Here is a 22,014-nt window from a genome sequence, read left to right on the forward strand (position 1 = left end):
TCTGAAGTGGTTATCGGCGGATGGTGGTGGCGAGGTCTCTGTGGTCGGCCTCGTCAAGTCGGGTTGGCGTACGCGCCAGATGCCGTTATTGGCGGGTGGTGGTGCCGGGAGCTCTGCGGCTGGTCTCGACAGCGGTCTGGCCGCGGGTAAGGACGGTTGCGGCTGCAAGTGGCACCAGGAGCAGGGTGAGGAGGCCCGAGACGACCAGGCCCGTGTCCGTGCCGGTCAGTTGGATGAGCGGGCCGCCGGCCACGAGGCCCAGTGGGGCCGCGATTGTTGACCCCGTCGTCCAGAGGGTCACTACCGGCTGTTGTTCGCTGGGCCGCAGGTCTGACTGCAGGAAGCTGTACGCGACGGGGGTGAACGGGGCCCAGACCAGGCCGCCCAGGGCGAACACGATCATCGCGGCGGTCAGGTTGCCCGCGGTGGCCAGGGCGATCGGGCAGAGTGCCCACAAACCGATGATCGTGATGAGCAGATGGCGCTGGGGGAGGCCGCGCATCAGGTTGACCAGGGCGGCGCCCGCGATCGCGCCGACGCCCAGGGCGCTCCAGAGCAGACCGAGGCCGGACGCGCCGCTGTGCAGGGTGCCCTGGACGTACAGGGGGAGTGCTACCTCGACCGGCATGTAGAGGAAGTTGAAGAAGAACACCACGACCAGCAGCCGGGCCGCCACGGGGCGGCGGCGCAGGATGCGCCACCCCGATTCGTCCTGCCGCATGTGGGTGGACTCCTCCGACGGTGACTCCGACGGTGACTCCGACGGTGACTCCGACGGTGACTCCGGCGGCGACTCCGGCGGCGACTCCGACTCCGACTCCGGCCACGGCTCCGACTTCGACCATGGCTCCGGCGGTGACTCCAACCGCGACTGCGACTGCGGCGGCGATTCCGGCCACGGTTTCGACCGCGACTTCGGCTCGGGCGGCGGCTCTGATCGCCCCCGCTCTGACCGGTCCGGCTCTGACCGGTCCGGCTCTGACCGGTCCGGCTCTGACCGGTCCGGCTCCGACTGCTCCGACCACAGCTTCGACTCCGACCATGGCTCCGGCGGTGAATCCAACCGCGACTGCGGCTCCGGCTGCGACTCGGGCGGCGATTCCGGCCATGGCTTCGGCTGTGGCTTCGACCGCGACTGCGGCTCCGATCGCGGTTCTGACCGCTCCGGTTCCGGCCGCTCCGACGCCAGCGGCGGCGCCGGCGGCGGCTCTGACCGCTCCGATTTCGACTGCGGCTTCGACCACGGCCGTGACTGCGGCTTCGATCGCGGCCGTGACTGTGGCTCCGACCGTGCCCGTGGTGCCCAGCGCAGTACGCAGGCCATCAGCAGCAGTGCGCCGCACGCGTCGACGAACAGCACCGCACCCGGCCCGTCGGCCGCCACCATGAGCCCGCCGGCCACGGGGCCCAGCACGTAGAGTGCGACGTTGCTGTTCAGGCTCAGCAGCCCGTTGACGCCGTACCGTTCCGACTCGCTCGCCATCGAGGTGACGAGCAGACGGCGACCGCTCGCACCAGCCATCCGGAAGGCCGCGCCCAGCAGCAGCCCGCCGACCAGTACGGGCAGGGTGAGCCGGTCGGTCACCGCGGCCAGGCCCAGGCCGGTGAAGGTCAGCGCCCGCAGCACGCAGTCGGCGAGCAGCAGGGTGCGGGGCGGTGTCCGGACCCGGCCCAGGCCGATGCCGAGCGCCAGGACCGTGGACAGGAGGAACGGGGCCGCCTCCACCATCCCGACGGCGATCGCCGGAGGTATGTCCCCGTGGATGCGCAGGGTCTGCACGGGCATGGCCACGAGGATCATGCCCGTGCTGATGTTGGCCAGCAGGTCGCCGAGCAGCAGCCCGGCCACGCGCTTGTCGCGCAGCACGTCACGGTAGGAGCGGTTCGAGCGGTACGAACGGTTCGTCGTCGTGGATGGGGCGCCGGCCGGGTTGGACACGTGGTGGACTCCTCGTCAGTGGCGGCTCAGTGCTCGTCGACGAGCCGGCCGTTCAGGGCGGTGGCGTCCTTGGTGAGGGACATGGTCAGCGGGGCCTCCGGAAAGGTGGGCAGGGCGGCGAGCGCGGCGCCCAGCTGCTCGGCGCTCTCCCAGTGCCAGGTGTCGGTGAACGTGTCGTCGTCGAGGCGGATCAGCACGGTGCGAGTGAGCCCGGGGTGACCCTTCCGGACGGTCGCGATCAGTGACCTGCGGCGGGCCAGGAACTCCTCCAGGTCGGCCTCGGGGACGGAGTAGCGGTGCGAGCGGACGGCGGACATGTCGGTGTCTCCTTCTGTACGTGTGAGCAGGGGCTTACCAGGTGCCGGCGACCTGCCGGATCGGGGCGTTCAGGCGGTTGAAGAGGTTGGTGACGGCGGTCATCAGCAGGATCGAGGCCAGCTGCTGCTCGTCGAAGTGGTCGGCGGCGTTGTCCCAGATCTCGTCGGAGACGGCGTCGTCGCGGTCGGCCAGCCGGGTCGAGGCCTCGGCCAGCTCAAGGGCGGCCCGCTCGGCGTCGGTGTAGTACGGAGCCTCGCGCCAGGCGGCGATCAGGCCGATGCGGTCGTCGCTCTCGCCGAGCTTGCGCAGGTTCTTCAGGCCGGCGTCGACGCAGAAGCTGCAGCGGTTGATCTGGCTGACCCGCAGGTGGATCATCTCCATGAGCTCCTGGGGGAGGCCCTGCGACTGAGCGGCCTTCATGACCTGCATGATCGGCTGCATCGCGGCGGGGATGAGGGTGGCGGGGTTCTTCATCCGGGCTTCCATCGTGTTCTCCTCTGTCTCGGTTCGTGTGAGATCAGAGTGTCTGGCCAGGTTGATACATTCGCGATGCGTGCACGATGCGAAGGTGATGGGGGACGAATGCTGCGATTCACTCTTCTCGGCCCCGTCCAGATGATCGTCGACGGCGCGCCGCTGGCGGGCATCGCCCCACGTCACCGGGCTGTGCTGGCCTACCTCCTGCTCAACGCCGGCCGGGTGATCAGCATCGAGCGGCTGATCGACGCGATGTGGGGCTACGACCAGCCGGACACCGCCCGGTCGCAGATCCATGCCTCGATCACCGCGATCCGCAAGGTGCTGCGCGGAGCGGGAGCCGTAAACCTCCTTGAGACGCGTGCCGGCGGCTATGTCGCGCAGCCGGAGTCCGGGCAGGTCGATGCGCAGGAGTTCACCGAGCTGGCAGCCGCAGGTGAGCTGCGCAAGGCCCTGGAGCTGTGGGGCGGCGAGGCGCTGGAGGACGTGCACGCGCATTACGTCACCGGCGTCCGCGAGCTCTGGAACGACCGGCGGCTGTCGGCCTATGAACGCCTGGTGGAGGGCGAGCTCGCCGCCGGGCGGCACGGCGAGCTGCTCGACGAGCTCGCCGCCCAGGTGACCGCCAACCCGCTCCGCGAGAAGCTCAACGGTCACCTCGTCCTGGCCCTGCACCGGGCGGGGCGGCAGGCCGACGCCCTGGCCGCGGCGCGTTCCTACCGGACGGCTCTGGCGGACGAGCAGGGGCTGGATCCCGGGCACGCCTTCATCGAGCTGGAGCGGGCGGTCCTGGCGGACGATCCGGCGTTGCGCCTGGCCGGCGCGGCGCCGGTGGTTGCTGGCCCGCCGCGTCGCTCCACATTCCTGCCGTACGACATTCCCGATTTCTCCGGACGTACCACCGAGCTGGACCGGCTCATAGGCGAGGTGGGTGAGCGGCACGGGCCGGCGGTTGTCACGATCGACGGCATGGCCGGGATCGGCAAGACCACGCTCGCCGTACACGTGGCCCATCGGCTGGCCGCCCGCTATCCCGACGGCCGGCTCTTCATCGACCTGCAGGCCCACACCGCGGGCCGGGAGCCGCTCGACGCCGCCGCCGCGCTGGAAGCGCTCCTGCGCCAGCTCGGGGTGCCCGCCGACCGCATCCCGGTCACGCTGGTCGAGCGGAGCGCCCTGTGGCGCGCCGAGCTGGCCGATCGCCGCGCGCTCGCCGTGCTGGACAACGTTCTCGACGCCGAGCACGTACGCCCCCTGCTGCCGGGACACTCCGACACCCTCGTCATGGTCACCAGCCGGCGGCGGCTGGTCGACCTGGACGGCGCCCACGCGCTCTCGGTCGACGTGCTGGGGGAGCAGGACGCCGCCGAGCTGTTCGAGCGGATCGTGGGCGAACGCGCCGGCCATGAGCCGGAGGCCGTACGCGAGGTGCTGCAGCTGTGCGGGCACCTCCCGCTCGCCATCCGGATCTCGGCCGCCCGCCTCCAGCACCGTCCGCGCTGGACCGTGTCCTACCTGGCGGGCCGGCTGCGGGACCATCGCCGGCTCCTGGACGGGGTGTCGGCGGCCTTCACCCTGTCATATGAGCAGCTCGACGAGGCCGAGCAGCGTATGTTCCGCCTGCTCGGGCTGGCGCCGGGACGCGACATCGACGCCTGCGGCGCGGCCGCGCTGGGGGCATCCCGGAGGACGAGGCGGAGGAGCTCCTGGAAGGCCTCCTCGACGCCCACATGCTCCTGCAGTTCGAACCTGGCCGCTACACCTTCCACGACCTCCTCCGCGAGCACGCGCGCTCGATCGCCGAGGACGACGGCGAGGTCCTGCGACTGCTCACCTACTACCTGCACCGCGCTCGGGCGGCGATGGACCGGCTCTACCCGTACAGCGTCAGCCAGCGGGAGGGCATCCCCCAGCCGGCCGCCCCGATCGCGCCCATCCGGGACGCCGCGGAGGCGATCGCCTGGCTCGACGCCGAACGCTCCAACATCATCGCGACCGCCGTCCACGGACCCGAGATCTGCGTCGGCATGCTGGCTCTGACGATGCGCCCCTTCCTCGACCGGCAGGCGCACCACGACGACGCGCTCACGCTGCACACCCTGGCGTTGCAGCGCAGCCGCAAGTTCGGCCACCGCGAGTTCGAGGAGCGGGCGCTCGCCGACCTGGCGTGGACCTACTGGCGGCTCGGCGAGTACGAGCGCGCGGAGGAGCACGCCCGCCAGGCCCTCGACGCGTGCGAGGAGGCCTACGAACGCGCTCGTGCACTGCTCACCCTGGGCAACGTGGCTCTGCGCCGACGCCAGGACGAGCAGGCGGAGCAGTACCTGGAGCAGGCACTCGATCTCACCCGGATCGGCGCCGACACCTGGGGCGAGGCCAACGTGCTCGGCATCCTCGCCCTGGCCCTCGACCGGGCCGGCCGCCCGGAGGAGGCCCGGCGCCATCTCGACCTGGCACTGGCGCTGCACCGCAAGGTCGGCAACCCGGCAGGGGAGGCGATGATCCTCAACCACCTCGGCGTCGTTCTCCGGCACCAGGGCGAGCTCGCCCAGGCCCGCACCCGCCACGAGCAGGCCGCGGCCCTCTACCGCAAGCTCGGCAACACCACCGACGAGGCGGCCGCACTCAACGGGCTGGCCGAGGCGGCCGACGACCCGGCCTGGGCGATCGGGGAGCACACGGCCGCGCTCGCGCTCGCCGACCTGGCCCGCAACCGCCCTGAGCAGGCGCGAGCTCACGACGGGCTGGCCCGCGCCCTCCTCGCGCTCGGGCGGGCGGAGCAGGCCTGCGAGCACGGGCGGGCGGCCCTCGGCCTGTACGAGGAACTCGGCGTTCCGGAGGCCGGAGAGGTCCGCGCCTTCCTGGAGCACGCCGGATGAGCCGGTCCTAAGGCTGTGGCTGCGCCGTCCAAGGCCGGAGCTTCTCGGGGTTGCGTACCGCCCAGATGTGCTTGATCCGGTCGCCCGTGACGTCGAACGCCGCCACCGTCACCGTCACGCCGTCCTGCTGGGCCACCAGACCTGGCTGACCGTTGACCGTACGTTCCAGGATCGTCAGGCCGGGTGACATTCCGGCGATGGCGAGGAGGTAGCGGGCGATCTGCTCGCTGCCTTCGATCGGGTGGAGGCCGGCGCTGACGAGGCCGCCGCCGTCGATGACCGCCGTGGCGTCAGGGTCGAGGAGGCCGATGAGGGCTTTGATGTCCTTGGCTTCCCACGCCCGCTTGAAGTCGCCGACGATGCCGGGCCGGGCCGCCGGAGCCGCGGGAGCCTGTGCCTCGCGAAGACGACGGCGGGCCGAGGAGGCCAGTTGGCGGCACGCCACCGGCGTACGGCCGACGATCTCCGCCACTTCGGCGAAGGAGTAGCGGAAGACGTCGTGCAGGATGAACGCCACGCGTTCGGCCGGGGTCATCGACTCGAGCACGACCAGGAAGGCCATGTTGATCGACTCGTCGAGGGTGATCCGGTCGGCCGGGTCGGTCATGGCGCCGCCCGGCCGCGCGCTGATCCACTCCGTACGGTCGGGCAGCGGCTCGGGGATCCATTCACCCACGTAGCGCTCGCGCCGCGCGCGTGCCGAGCCGAGCACATCGAGGCAGATGCGGCCGGCGACCTTCGTCAGCCAGGCACCGGGGGAGTTGATGGCCTGCTGCTGTTGCGGGGTCATGGCGTACCAGCGGGCGCAGGCCTCCTGGACGACATCCTCCGCGTCGGCAAGGGAGCCGAGGAGGCGGTAGGCGAGATTGATCAGCTGGCGCCGCTCGCTCATGATCACGCTCAGGCTCGGGTCGAGCCCTGGCTCGGATGGGGTGGTCATGGTGTCGCCTGCTCCTCGGTCGTTTCCGCCCTCACCCGGACAGACGAGACAACTTCCCGGAACGTGAGGTCGCCGCACCTCACATTCCCGGCGGTCGTGTCGTCGGACTGCCGAGACACCGGGATCGAGAAGGGAAGCCCCGACATGTCCACACCCACGAACCTCAGGTTGCTGCGGATCGCGATCACTCTGCAAACCTTGGCCGTCTTCGTCCAGGCGATCACCGCCGGGCTGCTTTTGTCCTGGCCCGGGGGTGGGGCACTGCACAGTGCTGGAGCATACGCGACGTTCGTCGTGACCCTGCTGCACCTGGTGGTCTCGATCCTGGTCTGGCGGCCGGGCGGCGGCTCGCCCAGGCCCATCCGGTACGCGGCCGGTTTCTTCGTGGTCACGTCGGCGCAGATAGCGCTGGGCATAGCGCACGTGAAGACCGTGCACGTCCCGTTGGGCGTCCTGATGTTCGGCATGAGCGTCATTCAGCTCGGCCGGATCTGGGACGGCCGCCGCACCCGTGTGGACGCCACCGCGTGATTATGGAGCGTGCGCTCTGTTATGATACGAGGCATGCCTCGTCCTCGAGTTCATGATCTCGACCGGTTGCTGGACGTCGCCGAGCAATTGGTGGCCGATGGCGGCCCGGAGCGGTTCACGGTGCGAGCGCTGGCGACGGCCGCCGGGGTGTCGAACGGGGTGATCTACCACGCGTTCGGGTCGTTGCCGGTGCTGCTCGGGCGGCTATGGCTGAGGGCGGCGGGAGATTTCCTGGATCTCCAGGTCGAGCTGGCCGACGCGGTGCAAGGGGGCGACCGCGAAGCGGCAGTCGAGGCGGTGGCGGCGGTGGCGAGCGTGCCCGCGGTGTTCGCCGACCGCCGGCCCGCCGCCGCCCGGATGCTCGTGGCGGTGCGCCGTGACCAGCTGCTCGGTCCCGAGGTGCCGCAGGAGCTGGCCGAGGAGATGTTCGCCCTGGACAAGCGGTTGGTGGCGCTGCTGACCCGCCTGTCGCGGGCGCTGTGGGATCGTGCTGACGGGGCGAGCGTCGAGGTGGTGACGCTGTGCGTGGTCGACCTGCCGACCGCTGTGTTCCGGCGGGCGCTGGCGGCCCCGAGCGCGGACGGTCGCCCCGTGATCGGGGCCGACAGCCGAGAACGGCTGACGGCCGCGGTCCGCGCGGTCCTCGCACTCCCGCCGCCCCCACCGGCCCCGCGGCCGGGGCGGTGACTAGCGTTCGTCGGCGGGGTAGTCGGCCGAGCGGCTGACATCGGCCCATTTCTCGGTTTCGGCGGCACGGAGCTCGGCGGCCTTCTGGGCGGAGGCGACGGCGTCGCTGCCGAGGAGGAGCCGCCTGGGCGGGTCGTCGTGGCCGACGACGTCGATGATGATCCTGGCGGCGCGCGCGGGGTCGCCGGGCTGGGTGCCGTCGGTGTCGCGCCGGTAGCGGTGGATGGCGCCCACGGTCTGCTCGTAGTCGGGGCCGACGGGGTGGATCTCCATGGAGGGCCCTTGCCAGTCGGTACGGAACGCGCCCGGCTCGACGATGACGACCTTGACGCCGAAGGGCGCTACCTCGTTGGCGAGCACCTCGGAGAAGCCTTCGACGGCGAACTTCGCGGTCTGGTAGGCCCCCATCCCGGGAGTGCCGCCGACGCGCCCGCCGATGGAGGAGAACTGTACGAAGACTCCTGATCGCTGGGCGCGCAGGACGGGCAGGGCGGCCCGGGTGACGTTCACCACGCCGAAGAGGTTGGTTTCGATCTGGGCGCGGAAGTCGTCCTCGGCCATCTCCTCGATCGGCGCGCTGTTGCCGTAGCCGGCGTTGTTGACGACCACGTCGAGGCTGCCGAAGGCGTCGGTGGCCTCCTTGACCGCCTGGGCGGCCGCGTCGGCGTCGGTGACGTCGAGCGCGATCGCTCGGATCCGGTCACCGTGGCGGGCCACCAGGTCGTCGAGCTGCTTGGGGCTGCGTGCGGTGGCGATGACCTGGTCGCCCGCTTCGAGGACCGCTTCGGCGAGGTGGCGGCCGAAGCCGCGCGACGATCCGGTGATGAGCCATGTCCTGGCCATGGGTGCTTCCTTTGGTCGATATTGCCTAACTGCCTCATCAATGTAGCACTTAGAAAACTAAGCTCAGCGTTAGCGTGACACTAAATCGCCGGAAGGGGTATCTTTGGGCGGGTGAGAGCAGACGCGACCCGCAACCTCGAACGCGTCCTGAGCACAGGCGCCCGCATGCTCGCCGACGACCCCTCGGCGACCATCGCCGCCATCGCCGTGGCGGCGGGGGTGGACCGCCGCACGGTCTACCGCCGCTTCGCCTCCCGCGAAGACCTCATGGCCGCCGTCTATGGAGCCCGCTACGACGCGGTCGAGAAGGCCATCGAGGCGGCCAGGCTGCGCGAGGCCCCGGTCGAGGTCGCGCTGCACCGCTACGTCGAGGGCATCATCGCCGTCAACCGCAAATGGCCGGTGGAAACGAGTCGCATGCTCCGCGAGAAGACGCTCCACGAGCGCCGCCGCGGCCTGATCGACGAGGTCGACGCCTTCCTGCGGCGCGCCACCGACGAGGGCCTGCTGCGCTCCGACCTGCCGCCCGGCTGGGTGGCCACGATCCTGCCGCCGCTGCTGGTGCACGCCGCCGAGAACCTGCCCGAGCTGAGCTCCGCACAGGCCGCCGACGTCGTGGTCGACACACTGCTGCGCGGCGCCGGCCGTACGGCACGGCCCTAGGCACCGCCTGCATACGAACGGTTGACGAGGGCACCGCGAGGTGTCTCGTGCGCTCAGCCTTCCGTGGCACCGGCCAGGACCGCGAGGGCGGCACGCGCCTGGTCGCGCATCGCGGGCACGAACCGCTGCGCGGGCTCCGGCATGCCGGACAGGACGAGCGTGACCTCCTCCGGCGTGCCGACCTGGTCGAGGAACCCCACGATCAGGTGTGCCGCCTCGGTCGGCGAGGTCGCGACGGTCGCGCGCGAGAACGCGGTCCACTCGTCCGGCGCGCATCATCCGTACACGATCTTCGGTCACGACTGGCCGGCCGACCCGCCGGAGGAGTGGCGAGACCACCACCTGGTGGAAGAGCTGTGGGCCGAACGGGACCCGAGCCTGTTCCGCCGCCAGGACGCGTCACCGGCTTGACAGGTGACGAGCGGCTTTGCCAATATCGTCACCAGTTGAACCGGTGACGCACGATGTGTCCCCGGAAACCTTGAAGGGAAAGCCATGGCTGTCAGCTACACCGGAGCCGTCACCGTCACGGGAGAAGGCCGCAACGGGGGCCGGGTCCAGGCCGACGACGGCCTCCTCGACACCACGCTCGCCATCCCGAAGCAGCTCGGCGGCGCGGGCGGGGCCACCAACCCCGAGCAGTTGCTGGCCGCGGGCTGGGGCTCCTGCTTTCTCGGCGCGGTCAGAAGGGCGGCGGCGGAGCGCAAGATCAGGCTGACGAGTACGGCCATCACGGCGGAGGTGACCCTGCACCACGGCGACGACGGCGAGTTCAGCCTCAGCGCCGTGCTCAACCTGGAGCTCGGAGGCGTGGACCAGCAGACGGCCGGCGAGCTCGGCGCCGCGGCCCACCAGATCTGCCCCTACTCCAAGGCGACCCGCGGCAACATCCCGGTCACCATCAACGCGAAAGCCGCTTGAAGTGCGGTCGGCTCAGGACCCCGCCGAAGCGGCACGCCGCGCCCGATTCGGCCGGCTGCCCGAGCGGATCCGGCTCGAGGACACGGTCGAAGAGCGTGCGGCCACCGCGCCGGACCCCGCGCGGGATGTCTATGACGAGGACGAATGGCTCGTGCGGTACTGCCTGTGAAACCTGGAGGGGCATCGTGTTGCGCATACCCACACCCGTAAGAGCCCTGGCGGTGGCCACGGTCGTGGTGGCAGTCGCCCTGGGGTGCCTGGCCCAGGTCTTCTGAGCCTGGAGTCCGTGTCCGGATCATCGCTCCCTTCGGTGCTGACCTTGGAGCACGGGCTGCGCGGGCTTGGCCAGGAACGGGGATCGGCCGAGGATGACGATGCCGGTCACCATCGCGACCAAACCGGCCACCTCACCCGCGATCGCCGCCGGGGTGACCTGCAGGCGTTCGGCGAAGATCGCCACACCCAGCACGATCCCGCAGATCGGCTCCGCGACCGTGGTGGCCGGTAGCGAGATCTGGAGCGGGGCGGCGTCGAACGCGCTCTGATTGAGCAGCAGCCCCACCACGGCGACGCACGGCAAGACGTACAGTTGCCAGGTCGTGAGCATGTTCGGCCCGCCGTCCAGCGTGAGCAGGGAGCCGCGGGTCAGTACGTCCTGCAGGCCGTACAGCACCCCGGCGGCGGCCGCCAGCAAGATCGCCTTGACCTTCAGGGTCCGCCGCAGGCCGAAGAGGACCAGCGCCCCCGCGACCACGACCACCGGGAGCGCCGCGAGCCACCGTATGGAGACCGGATCGGGGAGGCGGCCACCCTGGGGCCTTCCGGCGAACAGGAACAGCGCCACTCCTCCGCTCACCAGCAAGGCGCCCAGCTGCAGCGTGCGGCCGAACGGTTCCTGGTAGATGACATGGGCCGCGGTCAGGGCGAACAGCAGGTTCATCGCGAGAAGCGGCTCCACCTGCGACACGTCCGCATACCGGAGCGCGATGGCGCCGAGGATCTGGCCGCACACCATCAGCCCGAGCCCGACCAGCCACAACGGCATGCGCATGAGGTTCAGGAGCAGGCGCGCGTGCAGCATCTCCTCCAGCGGCTCGCGGTACGCGGCATGCTGCTGGGCGACGAAGCCGATACCCAGAAGGCACGCCGCCCCCAGAGAGACGATGATGACGATCACCAAGGGTGACGGTCTCCGGTGTCCTGTTCGACAGGAATGAGCACCCCGTTCCGCTTCCCCGAACGCCGACTCTGTAACTGAGCGCACCAGCCGCTCTTACGACCTCTGTATTCGACATGCGGTAGAACTTCTACGCAACGTAGAAGCTCGTAGGGAGAGGCAGTCGAATGGGCGACAAGCCGCAGGGCACGATCAAGGAGCGGCTCTCCGCGCTGCAGGCTCAGCAGCGACGACAGGAGAGGCGGCGCCGGATCGCCGTGATCGGCGTCTCCGTGACCGGCGTCGGCGCGCTGGCCGCGGCGGTGACGGTGTTCTGGCTCGACGACCGTGCCCGCACGTCCCTGGACGCGGTGCAGACGGTCAACGTGACGCAACGCAACCACACCAGCAAGCCGGTCACGTATCCGCAGGCGCCGCCCGTCGGCGGGGATCACTCCCCGGCCTGGCAGAACTGCGGCGTCTACACCGATCCGATCCGCAACGAGAACGCGGTACACAGCCAGGAGCACGGAGCGGTCTGGGTGGCCTACCGTCCGGGACTGCCCAAAGAACAGCTCGACATGCTGCTCGACCAGGCCAGGGGACGCGACTTCGTCCTCCTGTCCCCCTACCCGGGCCTGTCGTCCCCGGTCGCGCTCAACTCCTGGGGCAAGCAGCTCAAACTCGACAGCGCCGACGATCCGCGACTGCCGGTGTTCCTGCGTACCCACATCAACGGCCCGGGCACGCCCGAGCCGGGGGCGACCTGCAGCGGCGGGGTTGGGGAGCCGTCCGCATGAGGCTGCCGGCCGTTCTGCGGCGGCGCCGCGTGCTGGTGCCCGCGACCGCCGCGCTGGCGTTCGCGGTGGCCGTCTTGAGCCTCGGACTGCTCTGCCCCCGGCCGCCCGCGGACGCCTCGGTGGAGGCGGGGTTCGCCCGTGACATGCAGGCTCATCACGCGCAGGCTGTTCAGATGGCGCTCATCGTCCGGGATCGCACCAGCGATCGCGAGGTCAGGACGCTCGCCTACGACATCGCGACCACTCAACAGCAGCAGATCGGGCAGATGTACGCCTGGCTGGACATGTGGGGCCTGTCCCAGGCCTCGCTGCAGCCGCGCATGGCCTGGATGGGCCAGAGCCACCACAGCACGAACAAGGCCATGCCCGGCATGGCCACCGCGGCCCAGATCAAGGAGCTGGAGCAGGCCGACGGCAAGGACGCCGAAGTGCTGTTCCTGCGCCTGATGATCCCGCACCATCAGGGCGGCGTGCAGATGGCCCAAGCTGCCGTTCAGAGTGAGCAGCCCCAGGTCAGCCGCATGGCCGGCGCCATCCTGGCCGCCCAGAAGGCCGAGATCGACCTGATGCGGCGCATGCTGGCGGCACGTGGCGCCTCCGAGACCTCGGCCTGACCGCGCGTGGCCCGCCTGCTCCTCGCCACGGCGGCCACGGGACGTCAGAGAAGGAACGTGAACAGCGGCGAGCCCGGTGGGATGCGCTCCACCGTGAGCGGGCTGGCCTTCATCCGGGACAGGAGGCTGTCGAGGTCGCCGGCCCGCTCGAGTTCGATGCCGACGAGCGCCGGGCCGGTTTCACGGTTGTTCTTCTTGACGTACTCGAAGACGATGATGTCCTCGCCCTCTCCCAGAACCTCGTCCAGGAAGTGGCGCAGGGCCCCGGGGCGCTGCGGGAAGGTCACCAGGAAGTAGTGCCGCAGGCCGATGTGCACAAGAGAGCGCTCCAGCACCTCGTTGTACCGGCTGACGTCGTTGTTGCCGCCCGACACCACGCACACCACCGGCCCTCCGGAGGCGTAGGGCAGCAGCTCACGGGCCGCGGCACCCGCGAGAGCTCCGGCGGGTTCGGCGATGATGCCGTCGGTCTGGTAGAGATCCAGCATCTCGGTGCACACCGCACCTTCATCGACCGCCACGACCTCGTCGACCAGGTCCTTGACCAGGGGGAACGTGGCGTCTCCCACCCTCCCGACGGCGGCGCCGTCCACGAAGGTGTCCAACTCGGGCAGGGCGAGAGGCTCGCCGTGGCCGAGGGCGGCGCGCATGCTGGCCGCTCCGGCGGGCTCGGCCCCCACGATGCGGGTGGCGGGTGAGTGCTCGCGCAGCCAGACGGCGATGCCGCTGATCAGGCCGCCTCCACCGACCGGGACGACCACGGTGTGCGGCGCCTCCCCGCACTGCGCCAGGATCTCCAGACCGACCGTGCCCTGCCCGGCCATCGTCCTGACGTCGTCGAACGGGTGCACGTAGATGGCGCCGGTGTGCTCGCTGTCGGCGTGCGCGGCGCTGCTCGCCTCGTCGTAGGTGCCGCCGCCGACCACGACCTCCACCCGGTCGCCGCCGAGCGCCGCGATGCGCTCGCGCTTCTGCCGTGGCGTGGTGGACGGGACGTACACCCGGCCGTTGATCCCCAGACGGGCGCAGGCGAACGCGACGCCCTGCCCGTGGTTGCCCGCGCTCGCGCAGACCACGCCACGCCGCCGTTCCCCATCCGTGAGGGAGGCGATCAGGTTGAACGCCCCGCGCACCTTGTACGAGCGGCAGACCTGCGCGTCCTCGCGCTTGAGCAGCACTTGACCACCGAGCAGGTCGGACAGCCGCTGGTTCGGCTCCAGTGCGGTGTGGCGTATGACCGGCCGCAGCCGTTCGGCCGCCTGGCTGATCAGCCCGGCGGTGAGGCGGTCGGTCATACGCGCTCCATGAAGAAAGGTCGTGTTGTGGTGGCCACGGCCGCAGCAGCCGAACGGGCGATCACCGGAAAGGGCGCCCGTCGCCGGGCGAGCACTTCGGCCACAACGATCCCACCAGGCCATGCTATTCCCGCGGCGCCCGCCTCTCAGCCCCTGACGGCCCTGCCGTACCTGGGTCGCCTGCCTCGGCTTACGTCTGGCGCGGCGCGCTTGTCCCCCGTGCGAGCTACCGGCGAATGTCCCCCAGGTGGTGACGATTCCGGGGCTGTCGATTCCATAGCGTTACGTCATGGCCGCAGCAATTCGGTCATTTCTCTGACTGGAGGACATCATGCTCCGCAATTTCAAGGCATCCGCTGTGGCCGTACTGTGCTGCACCGTGGTCGGTGTGGGACTCGCCGGTACCGGGAGCGCCGCGGCGGAGGACTGGGACCCTTTCTCCTCCACCAAGGCGGAGGCCTGGGACCCCTTCGCTTCCACGCCGCGGAAGGCCGATCCGTTCTCCGGCACCAAGAAGATCGAGGTCGGCGGGCGGTCGGTGAACGTGTCCTGCTCGGGCGACCTGGCGGAGGGCAAGCCGGTCGTCGTCCTGCTGCACGGCGGGGGTGACGCTCTGGACAAGATGGCTGCCCTGCAGAAGACGCTGAGCGCGAAGACCCGGGTGTGTTCCTACGACCGGCTGGGTGCGGGCGGCAGCGACCAGCCGGATGGGCCGCAGGACTTCGCGAGCACCGGCAAGGTCCTGACCGGGGTGCTCGACCGCGTCGCCGGTGACAACCCGGTCGTCCTGGCCGGGCACTCGCTGGGTGGGCTGATCGCTGCCAGGTACGCCCCCGAGCACCGGGACCGGGTCAAGGGCCTGGTCCTGATGGACGCCACACCCTCGACCATGGTCGCCGACATCTCCACGACGATCCCCGCCTCCGCCAAGGGCCCGGCGGCCGAGGTGCGCGCACAGAACCTCGCGATATTCCGGGGAAAGAACCCGGAGAAGCTGGTCATCACCGACGGCAAGGTCCGTTCCGCCGGGAACATCCCGGTCAAGGTGATCCAGCACGGCAAGCAGTACCTGGCGGCCATCCCCACGTACGGGCCGAGCCTGGAGCGGGCGTGGACCGCGGGCCAGCGCAAGTGGCTCGGCCTGTCCAGCCGGAGCAAGCTGAGCACCGCCAAGAACAGCGGGCACTACATCTACCTCGACCAGCCCAAGCTCGCCGTCAAGGCCATCGAGCACGTCACCTCGCAGGCCGCGCGCTGAGCGATCGGCGGAGTAACCGGCCGAACGCCTGCTCAACCTTCATCCACGCGGCCCCGACGCCTCACCATGGCGCCGGGGCCTTTTGGCATAACGCTTTTTGTCGAGTTCTCCTGTCGCACGTTGTGACGGAATAGAAGGCGATCTTCGCCGGGTATTGACAGCCGCCGCATCGTTGATGACACTTTGGTCGAAACGCAGCGGAAACCCGCATGTTATAGCGGAGCGCTCGCCGGTGACTGACCTGCGGCGCACGTCAGAGTGCGTAGAGCCATGCCGACGGTCCCACACCAAGGAACCGTGCAATAGCCCGTTGATACAGAGATAACTATGTTAGCGCTAACAAATAAATTTTGTCGACATAAATGTTAGCGCTAACAATTTTCCACACGAAAGGCACACAATGGGTTTCTGGTCTCTGCGCCACTGGCGGCGAACGGCCCTCACCGTCGCCTCCTTCGCGGCACTCGCCGTCACCGCGCTGGTCGCCGTGCCAGGCACGGCACAGGCGGCCGGCACGTTGTCCTGCGACATCTACGCGAGCGGCGGCACCCCGTGCGTCGCCGCTCACAGCACCACCCGTGCGCTCTTCGGCTCCTACAACGGGGCGCTCTACCAGGTGCGGCGCTGGTCCGACGGTGCGACGACCAACATCGGCGTGCTCAGCGCCGGCGGTTACGCGAACGCCGCGACCCAGGACTCCTTCTGCTCGGGTACGTACTGCACGATCGTTCGCATCTACGACCAGACGTCGCGCCACAACGACCTCACGATCGCTCCCGGCGGCGGCGCCAATCCCACGGCCGACCAAGGCGCGAACGCGGCGGCTCTGCCCGTGACGGCAGGTGGCCACAAGGTCTACGGCGTCTACATCTCCGCGGGCAACGGCTACCGCAACAACGCGACGAACGGCGTCGCCACCGGCAGCCAGCCCGAGGGCATGTACATGGTGACCGAGGGCACTCACGTCAACAACCGGTGCTGCTTCGACTACGGCAACGCCGAGACCAACAACATGGACACCGGCAACGGCGACATGGACGCGATCTACTTCGGCACGCTCTGCTGGTTCTCACCGTGCGCGGGCGGACCGCGTGTCGCGGCGGACCTCGAGAACGGGTTGTTCGCCGGTGGCAACGGCTCCTGGACCGCTAACACCGGCCGCAGCTCCGCGTTCGTGACGGCGATGCTGAAGAACAACGGCACCTCGACATACGCCATCAAGGACGGCAACGCGCAGTCCGGCAGCCTGGCGACGCGGTACAACGGAGCGCTCCCCACCCAGGCGGGCTACAACCCGATGACCAAGCAAGGCGCGATCATCCTCGGCATCGGCGGCGACAACAGCAACGGCTCCGTCGGATCGTTCTTCGAAGGCGTGATGACCAGCGGCTATCCGAGCGACGCCACGGAGAACGCCGTGCAGGCCAACGTCGTCTCCGTCGGCTACAGCAAGAGCGTCACCTTCCCCGTGAACGGAGCCACCTACCGGCTCACGAATCTCACGAGCGGCAAGGTGCTCGACGCAGTCAACTGCGGCACGGCCAACGGTACGCAGATCGACCAGTGGCAGGCGCTCGGCAACACCTGCCAGCAGTGGCGCTTCAACAGCGTCGGCGCGAACAAGTGGACGATCACCAACGTCAACGCCGGCAAGGTGCTCGACGCGGTCAACTGCGGGCTGGCCCTCGGCACGGCCGTCAACCTGTGGGAGCCGCTCGGCAACACCTGCCAGCAGTGGGCGGTCATCCCCGCGGGCAACGGCCGATATGAGCTGGTGGTCGAGAACAGCGGCATGGTGCTCGACGACCAGAACTGCGGCACGGCGAACGGCACGCCGGCCCGGCTGTGGATGTGGCTCAACAACACCTGCCAGCTCTGGTCGATCGCGCCGTAGGCACCGGCTGGGCGCACCCGGGTGAGTGTGCTCCGCCGAACGGCATGAGCGTGGGACCGCCGGACGCCGACGGTCCCACGCCGGGGCCGCCTCGGGCAGGTCAGCCGGAGCGGACGGCGCGGTTCAGCAGGACCATGAGCTGCCGCAGTTCGTCACGGTTCAGAGCCGCCAGCGGGGTCTTCTCCAGCGCCGTCCGGACCAGTTCGTCGCGAACCTCGCGGCCCTTGGCGGTCAGGACCAGGACGCGAGAGCGGCGGTCGGCCGGGTCCACGGCGCGCTCCACCAGCCCCCGATCGACGAGCTGGTTGGTGATGAAGGTCAGGTTGGGGGCGTTGCAGTACAGGCGCTCGGTCATCACCTTCATCGAGGGTGGCGGCTCGGCCGGGTCGATGGCCCACAGCGCCTGGAACGTCGCCGGTGTCAGGGCGTGCCTGGCCAGCGCCTGCCCGATCAGGTCGTTGGTCCGCATCCAGATGTCGTGGGTCGCGGCGACCACCGCGGTGAGCTCGGGCGTGGTCATGCCGCCATTCTACCGGTGTTTCGAGTCTCGAAGGATCGTGCTAGCGTCAATGCTTCGAGACTTGAAACAATGGAGGTCTTTGTGGCCGACGACTATCGCGGCGTCACCGCGCTCGTCACGGGCGCGTCCAAGGGGCTGGGGCGGGCGTACGCGCTGGAGCTGACGCGCCGGGGAGCGCGGGTGATCCTGCTGGCCCGTTCGGACGGGAGCCTGCGGGAGCTCGCCGCACACATTCGGGAACGGCACGGCAGGTCGGACGCCGAGGTCATCACCGGTGACCTCGCCGCTCCGGATGGTCCGGAACGGGTCCTGCGGGAGCTGCGTGACCGCGGCCTGACCGTCGATCTGCTGCTCAACAACGCCGGCGCGGGCAGCGCGGGCCCGTTCCTCAGCCGCCCGCTCGAGCCGCAACTGCGCTCCGTCGGGCTCAACGTCGTCGGCCTGATCGCGCTGACCCACGCGATCGGGGCCGAGCTGGTCGCCCGCGGCTCCGGCGGCATCATCAACGTCTCGTCCACCGCGGCCTTCCAGCCCATGCCTTACCAGGCCAGCTATGCCGCGACCAAGGCTTTCGTGCTCTCCTTCACCGAGGCGCTGGCCGAGGAGCTGCGCGGCACCGGCGTCCACGTCATGGCCGCGCACCCCGGCGCGATCGCGACCGGCTTCTTCGACGGCACCTCGGCCACGATCGACTCCCGGGTCGCCGACACGCCGGCCACCGTCGCGGCCCGTACGCTGGACGACTACGCCCGGCGACGCGCGGTGTCCTACCCGGGCCGGGCCATGAACCGCGCCCTGACCTGGCCCGCGCGCCTGCTGCCGCGCACCGTCGTCGCGCGGATCGCCGGCGGGTTCAACCGCCGGCTGCGCATGCACGAAGTCGTCGACCTCGCCTAGCGCTCCAGTGACACATCGCGATCATGGTGGGGATCAGCGCTCTCCCCGGCCTGGCCGTCCGCCCTGTGCCTCGGGGATCCCGCAGACTCGGTTCGCCCCGTCCGGCGCACGGACCGAACACCGCTCGGACCCCCGGTCCGGGCGAGAAGGCTCAGCGCCGCCGCTGACCCGGTGCCGGCCTCGGCGGTCACCACGACTATCCGCTGGCCTTCCTCCTGCGGGACGTTCAGGGTCTGGAGGTTGAGCTGCATGCGGCCGACGACCGGATGGTGCATGCGGTAGGTCGCGAGGTCCCACTTCCTGACCCGGTGCTCGGACCACATGCCGGCGAACTCCGGGCTCTTCATGGTCAGTTCGCCGATCAGTGCGGCCAGCCGAGGATCGTCCGGATGCTGCCCGGCGGCGAGCCGCAGTTTCCCGACCACGTCTCTGGCCTTCTTCGGCCAGTCCTCCGTGTACAGGTCCCGTGTGTGTGCGTCCAGGAAGACCAGCCGGGCCGTGTTCGGACGCTGGTCGGGCTGATCGGGGATGTGCGGGTCCAGATGCCCGGCGAACAGTGCGTGTCCCGTGCGGTTCCAGGCCAGTACGTCGCTGCGGCGCCCCAGCACGATCGCGGGCGCGTCGCCGAACGCGGCGAGCAGTTGCCGGGTCGTGTCTCCCGCTCGCTCCGGCGCGGGCCTGCGCCGGGTGCCGGTGCGGCGCGAGGCGCGGGCCAGGTCGTGCAGGTGGGCCCGCTCCACCTCGTCAAGACGGAGGGCACGGGCCAGCGCGTCCAGCACCTCCGGTGACGCGTTGAGCGAGAGCCCCTGCTCCAGGCGCGTGTAGTAGGACAGGCCCACCCCGGCGAGCTGTGCCAGCTCGTCACGGCGCAGCCCCGGCACGCGACGGCGCTCTCCGAAGTCCCGGAGTCCCACATCCGCCGGCTGCAATTGCGACCGGCGCATCCGGAGGAACTCCCCCAACCCCGACTTCTTGTTCATACGCCGAGTATCGAGCACCGGGGCGCCAGGCAGCCTGACCCCGCCAGGGACAGGCTGTGAACGGCCGGCGACAGCAGACTCGACGCCACGAGCAGGACGCAGGGCCGGAGTCCGGTACGGCAACTGCTCGACCTGACTCACCACTTGGCAACGGTATCCACGCGCCGCCCGGCACGCCGGGCCGGACCGCGTCTTCGGAAGGAAGAACACCCCATGAAGCTGAAGCAGTCCGCGATCGCCTTGGCCCTCTCCGCCATGACGGTCCCCGGCATCGTGCTGGCCGGCACCACCGGCGCCCTCGCCACTCCCGACCGGTACGCCGCCACCATCTCCGACCGATCCCATCCGGCGGCGCCCACCGTGGACGCCAAGGGGCCGGGGGTCTTCCCTCACTCCGCGGACTACGACCCGGACTCCCGGAAGTTCGTGACGGGTTCGCTGGCGCACAGCACCATCTCCTCCGTCGACCAGAAGGGCAACGTGCGCACCCTCGTCGACGACAAGAAGCTGGTGTCCGTGCAGGCCGTACGGGTGGACTCCAGGCGGAACCGGATCCTGGCCGGTAACGTGGACTACGGAACGGCCGACCGCTCCACGCCCGCCACCAAGTTCAAGGTCGCGGGTGTCGCCGGCTACGACGCCAATAGCGGACGCCGACTCTGGTACGCCGACCTGAACAAGGTCGCGGACGACGGCAAGCAGCATCTCGTGTCCGACGTGACGATCGCTCCGGACGGCACGGCGTACGCCGTCGACGAGCTCTCCCCGACGATCTTCCGCATCGACCGCGCCGGACGGGCCTCCGTCCTCCTGCGCGACGACCTGCTGGCAGGTGATCTGAAGATCCCAGACTTCCTGGACAACGTGGGCATGAGCGCCGTCGCATGGATGCCCGGCAACCTCCTCATCGTCGCGAAGGCCGACGGCAGCCTGGTGCGGGTACCGGTCGCCCACCCCGAACACGCCGCCAAGGTCAGGCTCTCCAAGAACCTCAAGGCCCTCACCGCGGGCATCCGGGTCCTGCCGGACGGGTCGATCGCCGCGATCAGCAGTGGACTGCTCAGCGGGAAGGCCGCCGTCGTGCAACGGGTTCGCCCCGGCCGCCACTGGAAGTCCGCCACCGTCTCGGTCACCGACACCGTCGCCGACCCGGTCAGCAGCGCCGTCACGGCCGGCCCCCGAGGCACGACCTACGCGCTCAGCGGCGGTCTGGCAGCCCTGCTGGCCGGCAAGCCGAACGACGGCTTCACGCTGCGCCCGGTCAACGTGCGCTGACCCGCACCACCGTTCGGGCCCGCCTCTCTCCCCGGGCCGGTTCCGAAGAAGCACCGGCCCGACCTTCCGCACCACACCGTCATCCCTGGCACCCGCGAAAGGAAACAACATGTCTGCGCTGTACACCACCGAGGCCCTGTCGACCGGTGACGGCCGCAACGGCCACGTACGGTCCCTCGACGGCGTCCTGGACGAAGCTCTCGCGATCCCGAAGGACCTGGGCGGACCCGGCGGCGACAGGAACAACCCGGAGCAGCTCTTCGCCGCCGGATACGCCGCCTGCTTCCACAACGGACTCCGCCTGATCGCGAAGGGGATGGGAGTCGAGCTGCCCGAGTCGAGCGTGCGGTCGAAGGTGAGCCTGCTCCCGACGGGGACCGGCGGTTTCGCCCTCGCCGTGTCGCTGACAGCACACCTGCCCGGCCTGGAGCAGCCCACCGCCGACGAGTTGGTGAAGGCCACACACCAGGTGTGCCCGTACTCCAACGTCACCAGGGGGAACATCGAGGTGACCCTCAAGGCCACAGTCCAGTAGGGGACTTCGGACGGCTGACTCGCGGCGGTTACCGTGGCCGCAGTCCGCTGCGCTGCCGGCGGCGCCGGCCGATTCGGACCGGGGCCGGCTAGTACGGACGAACGTTGTCGGTTCGGCTGCCGCTAAGGAAGTTCATACACACTCGACCATGGCGTCGATCTCGCCCGGGGGTGAGGACACGCTCCACAGGCGTTGAAATGCGAAGCGGGAGAAGTCATCACTTCTCCCGCTTCGATATGAAGTGTCCGAGGGGGGACTTGAACCCCCATGCCCATCACTGGGCACTAGCACCTCAAGCTAGCGCGTCTGCCTATTCCGCCACCCGGACTTGGTGCCTGCACGTGAGACCGTCATCTCGCGTCGGCTCAGTAAGGTTAGCAAACTCTGAGGGGTGCGTCATACCAAGAATCAGCTCGCCCCTCCGAGGTGTCTCCGCCGGCCGGGATATGGGGCGGGCGGGAGCTCCTGATGGGGCCTTGCTGACGTACGCCAGAGGGTGTTGAGGCAGTTGGTGGCGGTTTGGCCCATGGGGAGTTGGCGAATTTCTGGGTCTCCGTTGAAAAGCTCTTGCGACCACCTTGAGTGCTGCTAC

At 69.8% G+C, this 22,014-nt stretch carries 25 protein-coding genes and 1 tRNA gene; 15 read left to right on the forward strand and 11 right to left on the reverse strand.

Annotation, left to right across the window (positions count from 1 at the left end):
- Positions 1 to 85 precede the first annotated feature (85 nt).
- Genes ACWEPL_RS17030 through ACWEPL_RS17040 form a run of 3 tightly spaced genes read right to left on the reverse strand, consistent with a single transcriptional unit; the run spans position 86 to position 2,743 of the window.
- Positions 86 to 1,939, reverse strand: a complete 1,854-nt coding sequence (locus tag ACWEPL_RS17030) for an MFS transporter (protein ID WP_452436708.1) — start codon at positions 1,937 to 1,939, stop codon at positions 86 to 88.
- Between the two features lie 26 nt (positions 1,940 to 1,965).
- Positions 1,966 to 2,256 carry a hypothetical protein gene (locus tag ACWEPL_RS17035; protein WP_452436709.1) on the reverse strand — a complete coding sequence of 97 codons (291 nt, stop codon included), beginning with the start codon at positions 2,254 to 2,256 and terminating at the stop codon, positions 1,966 to 1,968.
- A 34-nt stretch (positions 2,257 to 2,290) separates the two neighbouring features.
- Positions 2,291 to 2,743, reverse strand: coding sequence for a carboxymuconolactone decarboxylase family protein (locus ACWEPL_RS17040; RefSeq protein WP_350723914.1), 453 nt, complete (start codon positions 2,741 to 2,743; stop codon positions 2,291 to 2,293).
- Between the two features lie 96 nt (positions 2,744 to 2,839).
- Between ACWEPL_RS17040 and ACWEPL_RS17045 the strand changes: the two genes are divergently transcribed.
- Both ACWEPL_RS17045 and ACWEPL_RS17050 read left to right on the forward strand, forming a co-directional pair.
- On the forward strand, positions 2,840 to 4,774 hold the full coding sequence (locus ACWEPL_RS17045; RefSeq protein ID WP_452436710.1) for a BTAD domain-containing putative transcriptional regulator: 1,935 nt from the start codon (positions 2,840 to 2,842) through the stop codon (positions 4,772 to 4,774).
- The gene (locus tag ACWEPL_RS17050) at positions 4,762 to 5,613 is read left to right on the forward strand and encodes a tetratricopeptide repeat protein (RefSeq protein ID WP_452436711.1); all 852 of its coding nucleotides are present in this window, start codon (positions 4,762 to 4,764) and stop codon (positions 5,611 to 5,613) included. Before ACWEPL_RS17045 ends, ACWEPL_RS17050 begins: the two co-directional genes overlap by 13 nt.
- A gap of 7 nt (positions 5,614 to 5,620) precedes the next feature.
- Here ACWEPL_RS17050 and sigJ read toward each other — a convergent pair whose 3' ends face one another.
- The gene (sigJ, locus tag ACWEPL_RS17055; protein WP_452436712.1) at positions 5,621 to 6,553 is read right to left on the reverse strand and encodes an RNA polymerase sigma factor SigJ; all 933 of its coding nucleotides are present in this window, start codon (positions 6,551 to 6,553) and stop codon (positions 5,621 to 5,623) included.
- 144 nt (positions 6,554 to 6,697) lie between these two features.
- On the opposite strand from sigJ, the gene ACWEPL_RS17060 reads away from it, so the two are divergent.
- Together ACWEPL_RS17060 and ACWEPL_RS17065 are read left to right on the forward strand one after the other, a co-directional pair.
- A complete protein-coding gene (locus ACWEPL_RS17060) occupies positions 6,698 to 7,084 on the forward strand; it encodes a hypothetical protein (protein WP_452436713.1) in 387 nt (128 codons plus the stop codon).
- A 33-nt stretch (positions 7,085 to 7,117) separates the two neighbouring features.
- Entirely contained in the window at positions 7,118 to 7,771 is a 654-nt protein-coding gene (locus ACWEPL_RS17065; protein WP_363979185.1) for a TetR/AcrR family transcriptional regulator, read from the forward strand.
- On the opposite strand, the gene ACWEPL_RS17070 is transcribed toward ACWEPL_RS17065, so the two are convergent.
- Positions 7,772 to 8,614, reverse strand: coding sequence for an oxidoreductase (locus tag ACWEPL_RS17070; RefSeq protein ID WP_452436714.1), 843 nt, complete (start codon positions 8,612 to 8,614; stop codon positions 7,772 to 7,774).
- Positions 8,615 to 8,725: 111 nt separating this feature from the next.
- On the opposite strand from ACWEPL_RS17070, the gene ACWEPL_RS17075 reads away from it, so the two are divergent.
- Entirely contained in the window at positions 8,726 to 9,277 is a 552-nt protein-coding gene (locus ACWEPL_RS17075) for a TetR/AcrR family transcriptional regulator (RefSeq protein ID WP_363979191.1), read from the forward strand.
- Between the two features lie 53 nt (positions 9,278 to 9,330).
- On the opposite strand, the gene ACWEPL_RS17080 is transcribed toward ACWEPL_RS17075, so the two are convergent.
- The gene (locus ACWEPL_RS17080; RefSeq protein WP_452436715.1) at positions 9,331 to 9,477 is read right to left on the reverse strand and encodes a hypothetical protein; all 147 of its coding nucleotides are present in this window, start codon (positions 9,475 to 9,477) and stop codon (positions 9,331 to 9,333) included.
- On the opposite strand from ACWEPL_RS17080, the gene ACWEPL_RS17085 reads away from it, so the two are divergent.
- From ACWEPL_RS17085 to ACWEPL_RS17095, 3 genes are all read left to right on the forward strand, one after another.
- Entirely contained in the window at positions 9,452 to 9,688 is a 237-nt protein-coding gene (locus ACWEPL_RS17085; protein WP_452436716.1) for a hypothetical protein, read from the forward strand. The two genes, ACWEPL_RS17080 and ACWEPL_RS17085, sit on opposite strands and share 26 nt — an antisense overlap.
- Before the next feature lie 84 nt (positions 9,689 to 9,772).
- Complete coding sequence (locus ACWEPL_RS17090; protein ID WP_452436717.1) at positions 9,773 to 10,198, forward strand: organic hydroperoxide resistance protein; 426 nt, start codon at positions 9,773 to 9,775, stop codon at positions 10,196 to 10,198.
- A 1-nt stretch (position 10,199) separates the two neighbouring features.
- Complete coding sequence (locus tag ACWEPL_RS17095) at positions 10,200 to 10,367, forward strand: hypothetical protein (RefSeq protein WP_452436718.1); 168 nt, start codon at positions 10,200 to 10,202, stop codon at positions 10,365 to 10,367.
- 126 nt (positions 10,368 to 10,493) lie between these two features.
- Here the strand turns inward: ACWEPL_RS17095 and ACWEPL_RS17100 are convergent, their stop codons facing one another.
- On the reverse strand, positions 10,494 to 11,375 hold the full coding sequence (locus ACWEPL_RS17100; RefSeq protein ID WP_452436719.1) for a DMT family transporter: 882 nt from the start codon (positions 11,373 to 11,375) through the stop codon (positions 10,494 to 10,496).
- Positions 11,376 to 11,542: 167 nt separating this feature from the next.
- On the opposite strand from ACWEPL_RS17100, the gene ACWEPL_RS17105 reads away from it, so the two are divergent.
- Both ACWEPL_RS17105 and ACWEPL_RS17110 read left to right on the forward strand, forming a co-directional pair.
- Entirely contained in the window at positions 11,543 to 12,154 is a 612-nt protein-coding gene (locus tag ACWEPL_RS17105) for a DUF3105 domain-containing protein (protein WP_363979206.1), read from the forward strand.
- Positions 12,151 to 12,768, forward strand: a complete 618-nt coding sequence (locus ACWEPL_RS17110) for a DUF305 domain-containing protein (RefSeq protein ID WP_452436720.1) — start codon at positions 12,151 to 12,153, stop codon at positions 12,766 to 12,768. Before ACWEPL_RS17105 ends, ACWEPL_RS17110 begins: the two co-directional genes overlap by 4 nt.
- 44 nt (positions 12,769 to 12,812) lie before the next feature.
- Here the strand turns inward: ACWEPL_RS17110 and ilvA are convergent, their stop codons facing one another.
- Positions 12,813 to 14,063: a threonine ammonia-lyase IlvA gene (gene ilvA, locus ACWEPL_RS17115; RefSeq protein WP_452436721.1), complete on the reverse strand. Its 1,251-nt coding sequence runs from the start codon at positions 14,061 to 14,063 to the stop codon at positions 12,813 to 12,815.
- Positions 14,064 to 14,394: 331 nt separating this feature from the next.
- On the opposite strand from ilvA, the gene ACWEPL_RS17120 reads away from it, so the two are divergent.
- Together ACWEPL_RS17120 and ACWEPL_RS17125 are read left to right on the forward strand one after the other, a co-directional pair.
- Positions 14,395 to 15,321, forward strand: a complete 927-nt coding sequence (locus tag ACWEPL_RS17120; protein WP_452436722.1) for an alpha/beta fold hydrolase — start codon at positions 14,395 to 14,397, stop codon at positions 15,319 to 15,321.
- A gap of 400 nt (positions 15,322 to 15,721) precedes the next feature.
- Positions 15,722 to 17,215, forward strand: coding sequence for an arabinofuranosidase catalytic domain-containing protein (locus ACWEPL_RS17125; RefSeq protein ID WP_452436723.1), 1,494 nt, complete (start codon positions 15,722 to 15,724; stop codon positions 17,213 to 17,215).
- Between the two features lie 100 nt (positions 17,216 to 17,315).
- Here the strand turns inward: ACWEPL_RS17125 and ACWEPL_RS17130 are convergent, their stop codons facing one another.
- Positions 17,316 to 17,735 carry a MarR family winged helix-turn-helix transcriptional regulator gene (locus tag ACWEPL_RS17130; RefSeq protein WP_397374859.1) on the reverse strand — a complete coding sequence of 140 codons (420 nt, stop codon included), beginning with the start codon at positions 17,733 to 17,735 and terminating at the stop codon, positions 17,316 to 17,318.
- Positions 17,736 to 17,804: 69 nt separating this feature from the next.
- On the opposite strand from ACWEPL_RS17130, the gene ACWEPL_RS17135 reads away from it, so the two are divergent.
- Complete coding sequence (locus ACWEPL_RS17135; RefSeq protein ID WP_452436724.1) at positions 17,805 to 18,632, forward strand: SDR family NAD(P)-dependent oxidoreductase; 828 nt, start codon at positions 17,805 to 17,807, stop codon at positions 18,630 to 18,632.
- Here ACWEPL_RS17135 and ACWEPL_RS17140 read toward each other — a convergent pair.
- Positions 18,629 to 19,612: a helix-turn-helix transcriptional regulator gene (locus ACWEPL_RS17140; protein WP_452436725.1), complete on the reverse strand. Its 984-nt coding sequence runs from the start codon at positions 19,610 to 19,612 to the stop codon at positions 18,629 to 18,631. The genes ACWEPL_RS17135 and ACWEPL_RS17140 overlap by 4 nt on opposite strands.
- 213 nt (positions 19,613 to 19,825) lie before the next feature.
- Between ACWEPL_RS17140 and ACWEPL_RS17145 the strand changes: the two genes are divergently transcribed.
- A complete protein-coding gene (locus ACWEPL_RS17145; protein ID WP_452436726.1) occupies positions 19,826 to 20,887 on the forward strand; it encodes a hypothetical protein in 1,062 nt (353 codons plus the stop codon).
- Between the two features lie 109 nt (positions 20,888 to 20,996).
- Positions 20,997 to 21,422, forward strand: a complete 426-nt coding sequence (locus tag ACWEPL_RS17150) for an organic hydroperoxide resistance protein (RefSeq protein WP_452436727.1) — start codon at positions 20,997 to 20,999, stop codon at positions 21,420 to 21,422.
- Positions 21,423 to 21,664: 242 nt separating this feature from the next.
- On the opposite strand, the gene ACWEPL_RS17155 is transcribed toward ACWEPL_RS17150, so the two are convergent.
- A tRNA-Leu gene (locus ACWEPL_RS17155) sits at positions 21,665 to 21,750 on the reverse strand.
- Between the last annotated feature and the right edge of the window lie 264 nt (positions 21,751 to 22,014).

This window comes from Nonomuraea sp. NPDC004186 (assembly GCF_053603495.1).

Bases quoted from the DNA above. Each gene is read 5' to 3' on its own strand.
- ACWEPL_RS17120 (WP_452436722.1), top strand. From the start codon at position 14,395: ATGCTCCGCAATTTCAAGGCATCCGCTGTGGCCGTACTGTGCTGCACC.
- ACWEPL_RS17060 (WP_452436713.1), top strand. From the start codon at position 6,698: ATGTCCACACCCACGAACCTCAGGTTGCTGCGGATCGCGATCACTCTG.
- ACWEPL_RS17140 (WP_452436725.1), bottom strand. From the start codon at position 19,612: ATGAACAAGAAGTCGGGGTTGGGGGAGTTCCTCCGGATGCGCCGGTCG.
- ACWEPL_RS17105 (WP_363979206.1), top strand. From the start codon at position 11,543: ATGGGCGACAAGCCGCAGGGCACGATCAAGGAGCGGCTCTCCGCGCTG.
- ACWEPL_RS17145 (WP_452436726.1), top strand. From the start codon at position 19,826: ATGAAGCTGAAGCAGTCCGCGATCGCCTTGGCCCTCTCCGCCATGACG.
- ACWEPL_RS17090 (WP_452436717.1), top strand. From the start codon at position 9,773: ATGGCTGTCAGCTACACCGGAGCCGTCACCGTCACGGGAGAAGGCCGC.
- ilvA (WP_452436721.1), bottom strand. From the start codon at position 14,063: ATGACCGACCGCCTCACCGCCGGGCTGATCAGCCAGGCGGCCGAACGG.
- ACWEPL_RS17150 (WP_452436727.1), top strand. From the start codon at position 20,997: ATGTCTGCGCTGTACACCACCGAGGCCCTGTCGACCGGTGACGGCCGC.
- ACWEPL_RS17035 (WP_452436709.1), bottom strand. From the start codon at position 2,256: ATGTCCGCCGTCCGCTCGCACCGCTACTCCGTCCCCGAGGCCGACCTG.
- ACWEPL_RS17040 (WP_350723914.1), bottom strand. From the start codon at position 2,743: ATGGAAGCCCGGATGAAGAACCCCGCCACCCTCATCCCCGCCGCGATG.
- ACWEPL_RS17135 (WP_452436724.1), top strand. From the start codon at position 17,805: ATGGAGGTCTTTGTGGCCGACGACTATCGCGGCGTCACCGCGCTCGTC.
- ACWEPL_RS17130 (WP_397374859.1), bottom strand. From the start codon at position 17,735: ATGACCACGCCCGAGCTCACCGCGGTGGTCGCCGCGACCCACGACATC.
- ACWEPL_RS17110 (WP_452436720.1), top strand. From the start codon at position 12,151: ATGAGGCTGCCGGCCGTTCTGCGGCGGCGCCGCGTGCTGGTGCCCGCG.
- sigJ (WP_452436712.1), bottom strand. From the start codon at position 6,553: ATGACCACCCCATCCGAGCCAGGGCTCGACCCGAGCCTGAGCGTGATC.
- ACWEPL_RS17125 (WP_452436723.1), top strand. From the start codon at position 15,722: ATGGGTTTCTGGTCTCTGCGCCACTGGCGGCGAACGGCCCTCACCGTC.
- ACWEPL_RS17070 (WP_452436714.1), bottom strand. From the start codon at position 8,614: ATGGCCAGGACATGGCTCATCACCGGATCGTCGCGCGGCTTCGGCCGC.
- ACWEPL_RS17050 (WP_452436711.1), top strand. From the start codon at position 4,762: ATGCTGGCTCTGACGATGCGCCCCTTCCTCGACCGGCAGGCGCACCAC.
- ACWEPL_RS17045 (WP_452436710.1), top strand. From the start codon at position 2,840: ATGCTGCGATTCACTCTTCTCGGCCCCGTCCAGATGATCGTCGACGGC.
- ACWEPL_RS17065 (WP_363979185.1), top strand. From the start codon at position 7,118: ATGCCTCGTCCTCGAGTTCATGATCTCGACCGGTTGCTGGACGTCGCC.